The 10,085-nt window shown below is 59.7% G+C and carries 7 protein-coding genes and 1 pseudogene; 3 read left to right on the top strand and 5 right to left on the bottom strand.

The genetic code is table 11. The features are described 5' to 3' along the window. A partial coding sequence (locus EN943_RS30345) for a MucR family transcriptional regulator (RefSeq protein WP_127415787.1) occupies window positions 1-383 on the top strand: 383 nt, incomplete at its 5' end. A gap of 260 nt (window positions 384-643) precedes the next feature. Here EN943_RS30345 and EN943_RS30340 read toward each other — a convergent pair. Next, the gene (locus EN943_RS30340) at window positions 644-856 is read right to left on the bottom strand and encodes a cold-shock protein (RefSeq protein WP_023749661.1); all 213 of its coding nucleotides are present in this window, start codon (window positions 854-856) and stop codon (window positions 644-646) included. 467 nt (window positions 857-1,323) lie between these two features. On the opposite strand from EN943_RS30340, the gene EN943_RS30335 reads away from it, so the two are divergent. Next, window positions 1,324-2,799, top strand: a complete 1,476-nt coding sequence (locus tag EN943_RS30335; RefSeq protein WP_127415786.1) for an NAD-dependent succinate-semialdehyde dehydrogenase — start codon at window positions 1,324-1,326, stop codon at window positions 2,797-2,799. A gap of 298 nt (window positions 2,800-3,097) precedes the next feature. On the opposite strand, the gene EN943_RS30330 is transcribed toward EN943_RS30335, so the two are convergent. The 4 genes from EN943_RS30330 to EN943_RS30315 all read right to left on the bottom strand — a co-directional run bounded on the left by EN943_RS30330 (window position 3,098) and on the right by EN943_RS30315 (window position 8,961). Beyond that, the gene (locus EN943_RS30330; protein WP_281060866.1) at window positions 3,098-3,337 is read right to left on the bottom strand and encodes a DUF982 domain-containing protein; all 240 of its coding nucleotides are present in this window, start codon (window positions 3,335-3,337) and stop codon (window positions 3,098-3,100) included. Between the two features lie 217 nt (window positions 3,338-3,554). After that, window positions 3,555-3,857 (bottom strand): DUF982 domain-containing protein, encoded by a 303-nt coding sequence (locus EN943_RS30325; protein ID WP_127415785.1) that lies wholly within the window; start codon window positions 3,855-3,857, stop codon window positions 3,555-3,557. Window positions 3,858-4,260: 403 nt separating this feature from the next. Continuing rightward, window positions 4,261-6,219 (bottom strand): EAL domain-containing protein, encoded by a 1,959-nt coding sequence (locus tag EN943_RS30320; RefSeq protein WP_127415788.1) that lies wholly within the window; start codon window positions 6,217-6,219, stop codon window positions 4,261-4,263. A gap of 321 nt (window positions 6,220-6,540) precedes the next feature. Then, the gene (locus tag EN943_RS30315) at window positions 6,541-8,961 is read right to left on the bottom strand and encodes an EAL domain-containing protein (protein WP_127415784.1); all 2,421 of its coding nucleotides are present in this window, start codon (window positions 8,959-8,961) and stop codon (window positions 6,541-6,543) included. A 917-nt stretch (window positions 8,962-9,878) separates the two neighbouring features. Here EN943_RS30315 and EN943_RS30310 point away from each other — a divergent pair. Beyond that, window positions 9,879-10,085: pseudogene (locus EN943_RS30310) on the top strand (hypothetical protein); the annotation flags it as partial.

The following is a 10,085-nucleotide window of genomic DNA, read 5'->3' as shown; positions in this document are numbered from 1 at the left end:
TCCCGGTCGGTGAACTCCCTGCCCTGATCGGCCAGGTGCACGCGGCACTCAAAGGCACGGCCGGCACCAGCGTTTCAGCGGAAGAACCGGTGGTTCTCAAGCCTGCCGTATCGATCAGGAAGTCGGTGACGCCGGACTACCTCATCTGCCTTGAGGACGGGAAAAAATTCAAATCGCTGAAGCGCCATCTGTCGACCCACTATGGGCTGACGCCGAACGACTATCGCACCAAATGGGGTCTGTCGGCGGATTATCCGATGGTCGCGCCGAACTACGCCGCTACGCGCTCAGCATTGGCCAAGACGATGGGGCTCGGCCGCAAGCCGGTAGAGCTTGAAAAGCCCGCGCCGGCGAAGCGGGCCCGGAAGAAGGTCGCGGCTTGATTTCAGCAATCGAGCTTTGTTCTGGGGCGCGCAGCTGCCATTGGCATAATCTGCATCTGTCCGGAATATGAAAAGGCGGGGTCTACCCCGCCTTCCCTTTCAAGACAGCCTCGCTTCCCCAACAATTCGCGCGGGCTCGCAGCTGCTGCTGGTCAAGCCGTCCGGTCGAGCCCTGTGCTCGCTCGCACTTATCACGCCGCGTCAGACCACCCCGGACTTATCGCGTCCATCCGCCGTTGAAGGAGCCCAGGGGGGAAAAATCAGCCGGCTTTGCTAAGGCTGCCAGCTGAGGACTTGCCGGTGCGGCGGTCCTGTTCGATTTCGTAGTTGATCTTCTGGCCGTCAGCGAGGGTCGAAAGGCCCGCTCGTTCAACGGCGGAAATGTGGACAAAAACATCCTGACCGCCATTGTCGGGTTGGATAAATCCAAATCCCTTGGTGCTGTTGAACCATTTTACCGTTCCAGTCGCCATATGCGTTTTCCTTTATAACAATTGCAATGTGGGCAGGCCCTCAGGCCAGTCGCGATTCATAGCCGAAACTTCTGCGTCAGGGCAGCAAAAACCAGAAATTTGCAAGCCCCGGTTTGACGGGCGGCCGTAAGTCCTCATTGTCCGTCCAGCGTCCGCCCGTTGAGGCTCACGACACGCCTTATTGCTCGATGCGATACCCGAGACGGACGGGGTTATAAGGCAGCGCTGCGAGCCTGGGCGACGAGACGTTGATCGCTCGGGGTAAATAGGGGCTGTGAACGACGCCGTTGTCGGACGGTTGGGCCCAGTTTAAAAACAGAAGTGGCCCGTCGGCCTCTCCCAGAGCAGCTCCACGCAGCCCAGGGATGCACGCCTTTTCGTGAGCGGTGGTCCTATGCAAAACCCACACGCCCGCAGTAGATGTCCAGCCGGCCGGAAAGGCCAAAAAGTCTTTTGGGGAATCGACATTGCCGCTGCTCCCGCCCTTGATCCGCCACCTCAAATCTCCTGACCTGTTTGGCAGCCTTGACCGCCTGCCGGCGCTTGGCAAACCAGTCAGTGAGCGGACATTTGAGGTCCTCAACCCATCGACGGGCGAAATGCTGGCCGAGCTCCCCGACATGGGCGTTGAGGAGACACGGGCCGCGGTCGACAAAGCCTATAACGCGCAGCCTGGATGGGCGGCATTGACGGCCCGTGAACGCAGCGACGTTCTGTGGCGCTGGCATCAGCTCATTATCGACCACGCCGATGACCTTGCCGCGATATTGACCGCGGAAATGGGTAAACCCCTTGCCGAGGCCAAATCGGAAGTGTCGCATGCGGCGGCCTACCTGCAATGGTACGCCGAAGAGGCCAACCGCATCTATGGCGAGACCATCTCCGCGCCATCGACGGACCGGCGCTTGCTGGTGATCAAGCAGCCGATCGGCGTCGTCGGCACGATCACGCCATGGAATTTCCCGGCCTCCATGGTGGCGCGCAAGATCTCGCCGGCCTTGGCGGCGGGCTGCACGATCGTGCTGAAACCGGCTGAACAGACGCCGCTCGTTGCCGGTGCAATGTTCGCCCTTGCGCATCAGGCTGGCTTTCCCGAAGGCGTGGTCAACCTGATCTACGCGTCTGAAGGCGATGCCGTCGGCCGCGAACTCTGCACAAACCCCAGGGTCCGCAAGATCAGCTTCACCGGCTCGACCGAGGTTGGACGGCTGCTCATGCGCCAGTGCTCGGACCAGATCAAGAAGGTCAGCCTCGAGCTCGGCGGCAATGCGCCTTTCATCGTCTTCGACGATGCTGACGTCGATGCTGCGGTCGACGGTGCGATCCAGGCCAAGTTCCGCAACGCCGGCCAGACCTGCGTCTCCGCGAACCGCCTTTACGTCCAGTCGGGCGTTCACGATGAATTTGTCGACAAATTCGTGGAGCGGGTTCGCCAGCTTCAGGTTGGTGACGGTTTCGACCCAGGTGTCGCCGTCGGCCCGCTGATCGACAGGCATGCGCTCACCAAGATCGAATCGCATATCGCCGATGCCGTCGCCAAAGGCGGCACAATTCGCTGCGGGGGCAAACGCATTGGAAAGGACGGCACGTTTTTCCAACCGACGGTCCTCACTGAAGTCTCCAGCGAGATGACGATTGCGCAAGAGGAGACATTCGGGCCGCTGGCCCCAACCATTCGCTTCGACGATGCGGACCAGGTCGTGCACGAGGCAAATGACACGATCTACGGCCTGGCCGCCTACTTCTACGCCTCGAACTTGCAGCGTGTCTGGCGTGTGGCCGAGGCCTTGGAATATGGCATGGTCGGCATCAACACGGGACGCATGTCATCGGAAGCGGCACCCTTCGGCGGGATGAAGCAGTCCGGCATCGGGCGGGAGGGTTCGCGCCACGGGCTCGAGGACTACCTCGAAATGAAATACCTCTGCATGGGCGGCATCTGAGGCATCTGCTTGGGAGATCGCGGAGCGGCCGGCGAGCGACCTTCGAACATGTAAAGCAAAAGTCGCAGCTCGATGGGCGCCGGCTCCGGACCCGCTGAAACCTTCGCGTTCTTCACCTTGAGGTCAGCTTCGCGCTGACGCCCGCCGTTGTGCCGCCGTCAGGCTAGGTGGTCGCCTCGAGGTGAGCGCGGCCCTGCAAAGCCTAGGATACCGAACCTGGACAAGCGTTCATATCATCGTCCAGCCCAACGGCTGTCCCGGCGATGGCCAGTCAGCAGTTCCGGATCATCCCAGCTTTCTAATCGCTGCGCAGAATCTTTGCTTCAAGCGCGGCCGCCACGAAAGCTCTTCGAGCTGCCGCTGGATAAGCCTCCCCGCGCAATACCTGCAGACAGGCATCCATCGCGGCCTTCCGTTTCACGGTCTGACGTTGAACATCACGCAGCAAGATAGCAGCCGCGTCATTGACCTCGAACACGATCCGCTCTGAGCCGTGGTGGCTAAGCCGAACAACGACTGGCCTTTCAAATCTGCTCAAGCCGGTTATGTCTCCGCTCCTGTGAGGCAAATAGCCTCGATCGCACCTTGGCCAGGCCGAACGGATCCGCTGGTCGCAGAACCTGGCCCCTCGCGATCCATGTGCGGTAGCTGATTCATGATGGGATTGCGCCGCTAATGTCGAGACCTGCTTCTGCTTTCTGCTATCCGTGAAATCTCGACGCAATGCTCACCACGGCGTGCCCCGTGCCAGATGCTTATACCTGCACTTTTCCACGGCCCAACTTGCAGGCAGCAAGCCATTGCATGGCGGAAATTGCATCTTCCAATATGGCGGCCCGTTTCGCAAAGCCGAAAAAGGCATTGCGCGCCGCGCTTAGAGGTTTTCGTCCATCGTATGCATCATAGCAGGCCCTGAGTGCGGCTTCGTGGATCAGGTCTCTGCGATCTTCTGGCCAGTCATTGAGGAAATCGATGGCGTCCGCAAGGCTGGCAATCTCCTGCACGATGTAGGTTGCACGCTTCACGAAGACTGGGCTGCTGAAAGCCTCAGGGTTCATTCGTTCCTCCCGACATGCTGAACGGCTGGTATGCTTGAACAGGGCGCCTCATCGACACCCGCCGACCATTGCAGAATGTGTTGTCAGAGCAATGACGGTTCAAGATGAAAACAGCGGCGGGATGCCCTCCGGTAGGCAGCAGGCCGATTCCATACATACTGTTGCAAGAGCGGCTCATCAGGTGGCAAAAAAATCTGCATCGTTCCGACCATTGCGTACGAAACGCTTGGTACATCTTCCAGCGTTGACCCCCACGAGGAAGCGGCTCCGCACCCTGCGCTTCGTCACAGGGCTACTCCCAGGGTTGTATGGACTTGCGGCCTTCAGTCTACCTGAGCAAGGCGACGTGACCATCGAGATACGAGACAACCAGACCACGCTGCAAAAGTGCCGGTCCTGCTCTTCAAATACCTGGCTCCAGACCCACTGGCTCCGCGGCAATGCCAGGAATTTCGCCTATCCGGACAGGTTTTCCGATTAAATAGCCTTGAGCTTCATCACATCTGACGCAGCGCAGATAGTCGAGCTGTTCGGGAGTTTCTACGCCTTCGGCTGTTACCTCGATTCGAAGCTCATGCGCTAACTCAACCAACGATCTTACAATCGCGGCGCAGTCCGCATCGGTGAGCATATCCTGGACAAAAGATCGGTCGATCTTGAGGCGCGAAAGAGGCAGTTTACGAAGATAGGTCAGTGATGAATAGCCGGTGCCAAAATCGTCAAGAGCAACTGTGACGGATAGAGAAACTAACGATTGTAAGAATGAAATCGTTTCTTCAAAATTCGAAATCAGCACAGTTTCTGTGATCTCGACCTCCAGTCTTCGGGGCTCCAACCCGGCTTCAGCCAAGGCCACTATAATTCCATCCAGCAAGGCCTTGTTCTTAAGCTGCACCACCGACAAGTTGACGGAGACCCGCAAGTCGCGCGGCCAGCGCGCTGCTGCCAAACAAGCCGTTTTGACGACCCAGTGTCCGATGGAGTGAATCAAACCCGTTTCTTCGGCGATGGGTATGAACTCCGACGGAGGGATCGGGCCGAGGGTCGGATGCTGCCAGCGCAGAAGCGCTTCAAAACCTCGGATGCGATCGCTCCCGAGGTCGAGAAATGGTTGAAATGCGAGCCAAAGCTGGTCATTGGCCAGCGCAGATGGCAGATCGCGTTCAAGGGCATGGCGCCTTGCAGCAGCTTCATCGTCGCCCGGGCTGAAAAACTGGATGGAGCCCGCCCCCAGCGTCTTGGCCCTGTATAGCGCGGTGTCGACGCACCGCAGGAGTTGGTTGGCATCCAAACCGTCAGCGGGGGCCAAAGCGATACCGATAGAGGCCCTGCAATATATTTCGCGCCCTTCGATCAAGAACGGCGCGCGCATGGCATCTATGATCTGTTTGGCCAAGGACCTGATCTGATCTGGCCTGATATCGCGGGTAGCGATTATTGCAAATTCGCCGCCCTCCAATCTGGCGATGCCATCGCTCTCCCGCGTCGATCTCCGAAGTCTCGCAGCCACTTCGACCAAAAGGGCATCTGCCATGGCTCGGCCAAAGCGATCATTCACCTCGGCAAAATTGTTAAGATCGAACAAAAGCAACGCACAGTGCTGGTCAAACTGCTTTGCGTCCACCAACGCGTTCTCCAGCCGCTCGTTGAAGCTGAACCGGTTTGGCAACCTCGTTAGAACATCCCTGCGAATGGCATTTTCGCTTTCCGCTTGCAGAATGAAGCGTCGGGTAAATTCGAACGCGTGGGCAAGCACCGCGCGAAACAGCGTGATGGCGTAGCTCACTATCAGGATTGCGACGGGCAGATTGACGGCGCCTTCCACCCACGCGATCGCAAGCATCGAACCGACGAAAATCGGGAGCGTATACGCGACGGCCGCAATAGGAATCGTGTAAAAGGAAGCGGCACCGCCAGCGATCATCCCGGCGCTCAGGCAGGTAATGACGACCTGGGCGGCACTTGTTGCCCCGCTGAAGAAGAGAACGGGAAGTGCTCCCCACCAAGTGCCGAACAGGAAGGCGTTACGCACCAGGTTTTGCGTTGTCCGGCGAGACACCGACCTTGGTTTGACTGACTGAAACGAAGATCTCGCTCTTAGGCCGACGAAACCAGCGGCGACGATGATGACACTCGCCCAGAGGATGGCTTTCGTTTGGTCGGGCGAGCCCCAAAGCGCCATAACAAGAGTGGCCGCATTGAGTATGTTCGCAACCATGCCAAGAGGCGTGTTGCGAAGCACGATACTGACCTGCTCCGCTCTGATGCGGCCGGCAAGTGGTTCGAGTGTCGAAGGCCCGCCAAAAACTTGCAGGTCTCCCGCCAGAAGATCACCAAACCTTGCGGCATACAGACGCTGCATCACTCTTTCACTCCCCCACGCTAGAGTAGTAGCTGCGTGTTGGTCCCCTAGCATCGAACACTTCGGAAAAAGTAAATTTCAACGGCAAAAATTGGACAGCTCAGTTGGGAAACCGCGGGCTGCGGAAATTCGAAGATAGCGAAAACCGCGATGCTTCCTCAGGTAACGCGGGAAGGCGCAGCGGTCGATCGCGGCAGGGCGGGCAGAACCGAGTTGCCGAAGTGCGCCGCCATCTCGGCGTAGGAGCGGTTGACCTGTGGAACAGCGCACCATCTCCGAACGCTCGCGAGTATCACCACGGACATGCGGCGCGCTTGCGCACTACGCAGCGCTGTTCTTGACCAGGCGCAGTTCGTGGTTGCTCTGCCGTCGGGAAGCGCGCGTCCTGCCTTTGCCGGTCGTATGCTGGGCGAAGTCGGAAATCGGGCAGGGTCGACCAAGTAGGTAACCCTGGATCGCATCGCAGGCTTCTTGCCGCAAGAAGGTCAGCTCCGCGTCCGTTTCGACACCCTCTGCCAGGACCGGGAGCTTGAGGCCCCGAGCGAGGCCAAAGACCGCGCGCATGACGGCAGCCGCCTCATCGCTGGTATCCACCGCCCGGATAAGAGACTGATCGACTTTGATCTTGTCAAACGGGAATGCCCGCAGATTCGATAGCGACGAGTATCCGGTGCCAAAATCATCCATGGCGATTTGAACCCCAAGGCTTTTGAGCTGACGCAGGACGGCGAGCGCCCGCCCGATATCCTTGATCAGGCAAGTTTCGGTAATTTCCAGCTCGAGGCGGGACGGATCGAGACCGGTTTCTTTCAGCACTGCCCCGACCAGCTCGGGTAAATTCCCGCCATGGAGTTGCATAGCCGAAACGTTGACGCTGATTGCTAGCGGTTGTTGCCAGCTTGCCGCTTCAGCGCAGGCGGTCCGCAGCACCCATTCACCGATCTTCAGAATGGCGCCACATTCTTCAGCGATCGGGATGAACACCGCCGGCGGAACGGCGCCGCGTTCGGGATGATCCCACCGGAGCAGCGCTTCGAAACCGAACACCTCGTTGGACAGGAGTTGCGCCTGCGGTTGATAGACGAGGCGGAGTTCCTTGCGCGAGATCGCGTGACGGATGTCGTGCTCGAACTGGCGGCGATCGCGCAGATGCTCACCCATGGACGGCTCGAAAACGCAATAATGGCCACGCCCCTGCATCTTTGCCTCATAAAGCGCTGCGTCGGCATGGCTCAGAAGCGTCTCCCGATCGGGTGCATCGTTCGGGAATACAGCGATGCCTATGCTGGTGCCGATGGTGACGCCGGCGGGCAGGTTAGCGCCTGTGTCGTTGAATGCGTCCAGGATGGCTTCAGCGGTGCGCGTCGCATAGCCCGCGCTCGGCAGACCGGGAACAATCACAGCGAACTCGTCGCCGCCCAAGCGCGCAACCATCTGCCCTGGCTTAAGGACGCCTCGGATCTTCTCGGCCACACATTGCAGCACGGCGTCTCCGACGAGATGGCCGAAGAGGTCGTTGATCTCCTTGAAGCGGTCGAGATCGAGGAAGAGGACGGCAACGCACCTCTCAGCGCCGCGATGCGTCGCAAACTCGGCCTCCAGCTTTTCGTTGAAGCTCGTGCGGTTTGGAAGCTTGGTCAAGGGATCGTGGTGGGCAAGGAAATGAATCTCCTCCTCCGCCCGCTTGCGCCCGCGGATATCGCGCACGGCAAGAACCTGGTGTTGCTTGCCGGCATAGAGCATGCTGTGCCGGATCAGCTCAACCGGGACCGTACTGCCGTCCGTCGCGCATAGCCCCACCTCCAGCGGCGTTTGCGCAGTGCCCGTGAACTCGCCTTGGGAAACCGTGGGAAAGAAGGACGCGAGCGGCCGGCCGGCCGGCTGAGAGCCGTCGACGCAGGCAAGCGCAGCGAAACTGCGATTGGCTGCCACGATCTCGGTTTCGTTGCATACGATCAGCCCCTCGACGGCCGCGTCGGCCAGCTCCTGCATGCGCGCTGCTTCGCCGGAGCGACGGAGATCGCGCGCATCGAGGGCGAGGCCGATGATGGCCAAAAGGATGATGACGATCGAAACGAGGGCTACGCCAGCCGCCATCCAGTCGGCGGGCAACGCCGTTGCGGAAATGACAATGCGCGGGTCTGGCATTATTGCGGCCGCGCCCATCGCCGTGAAATGGTGGCTGCAAATCGCTACCGTCAGCACGAGGGCGCCGAGCGCCTTCCACTTGACCGTGTTGGCGTGAAGGGCAACCGGCAATGCGGCCGCGCCGAACAGCCCACCAAGAATGATTGAGGCGGCGACGAGCGGCACGTCCCAGACGACGCGGCCCGCGATCTCGAATGCGGCCATGCCAGTATAGTGCATCACCGCGATGCCGCCTCCTACGATCGCACCACCGATCCAGCGTCCATGTGGAACGCGTGGCGAGATGCCGATCGAGAGACCTGTCCCGGTCAAAGCAATCGCCGCCAGCAACGACATTATCGTCAATGCGATATTGTAGCCGCTCGGTACGGCGGGCTGGAAGGCCAACATGGCTATGAAATGCGTCGCCCAGATGCCGAAGCCGGTGGCGACCGCGGCGACGGCTAGCCAGATCCGTCGCATTTCGCTTCCACTGCGCCCGACATGGTGGAGGAGATTCACGGCCGTGAAGGAGGCCAGGGCGCAGATGAAGGCCGCTAGCGCAACCAGACGCAGATCATGCTGCGTCGCAATACAAGTGTAGACTTTCAACATGCTCTCTTCCCCCAGGCAGGATGATCACCCCGTCTGGGAAGAAATCTACGGCCAAAACTTGAATAAAGCGCTTAAGCGGAAACTCCACTTTGATTATCGTTACCGAAGGTTGTGAAGGAACTATGGTCCACGTCTCGCTGCAGAATGGGGTGGGCAGGTCGCGCCACATATGGGAATGCCTGGTTGTAGGCTTTGCAGTCATGTTCTCAGGCTACGGGCGTCAGGCGAACTCAGCGGAGGCCGTCGATGTCGAGCTACGTATGCGGTCGACGATCGGCGGAGCTCGACGTCCAGCGCAGGCGCTACGCTGCCGCTCTACATTGACGACCGGTGATCCAGGCAATCGAGCAGGGTGCCGTACCACCCCGCGCGTCTGGATCAACGACAATGAGCGCTGCGGAACCAGCCTGGTCAGCGCCACCTCTTGCGACTTGTCAACCCGGTGAAGGGAAGCTGATGCGATGTGCACCAAGTGCGGCTTTGGGATTGCCGAGCGATTGTCGAGCGGCAATCTGTGCCCAGCCACCCATGACATCCGGCATGCTTCCATCAGCAGCATGAATCAGTTGCAAGTGACCGATTCCAAAAATGCGTTGGACGGGACCGATATGCTCTGGAACATAGCAGTATGGATAGGAGCGGCCACCATCTCCATTGCATCCTGAATCTCCTGCGGCTTCGCGATCGCCCCAGCGAAGGCGACTGCGTGGGTGGCATGATCGTCATGACGATCATGCTGACAGCAGGACAAGAGATCGGGAGCGTAGGCCCAGGCGTCGGCGGTGAGCCGCTTTCGTCGTGGCTTGGACGGCGGCAACGTCTCCGAAAACCGTCGGAAGATGCGTGGCGGCGGGTGGACGAAGGCGTGCGCTCCGCCCAGACGACATTCGAAACTTCCTTAAGTCCGCGAGAGCACCATGAGGCAGCCGCAGCGACCCTTTGTCGTCGAGATCAAACAGAAGCGTGGGCTGGTGAAGCGGCCACAGTCGATCTGGGGCGGCATCGACCTGGCTGCCATCGCGAACGACGTCGCGGAAGCGAAGACGGAAGGTGCGATCGCCAAAGCGACGCCGCCGCCGATTTTTCCCGAAGATGTTCGTCCTCAGCCAATGCTCACCACCTGT

Origin of the sequence: Mesorhizobium sp. M7A.F.Ca.US.006.01.1.1 (genome assembly GCF_003997935.1) — a bacterium.
In the GTDB taxonomy this organism is placed as follows: domain Bacteria; phylum Pseudomonadota; class Alphaproteobacteria; order Rhizobiales; family Rhizobiaceae; genus Mesorhizobium.
This window is presented reverse-complemented; position numbering and strand designations above follow the sequence as displayed.

Coding starts and splice junctions, on each gene's coding strand:
- EN943_RS30325 (WP_127415785.1), bottom strand. CDS start 3,857: ATGAACCCTGAGGCTTTCAGCAGCCCAGTCTTCGTGAAGCGTGCAACC.
- EN943_RS30315 (WP_127415784.1), bottom strand. CDS start 8,961: ATGTTGAAAGTCTACACTTGTATTGCGACGCAGCATGATCTGCGTCTG.
- EN943_RS30340 (WP_023749661.1), bottom strand. CDS start 856: ATGGCGACTGGAACGGTAAAATGGTTCAACAGCACCAAGGGATTTGGA.
- EN943_RS30320 (WP_127415788.1), bottom strand. CDS start 6,219: ATGCAGCGTCTGTATGCCGCAAGGTTTGGTGATCTTCTGGCGGGAGAC.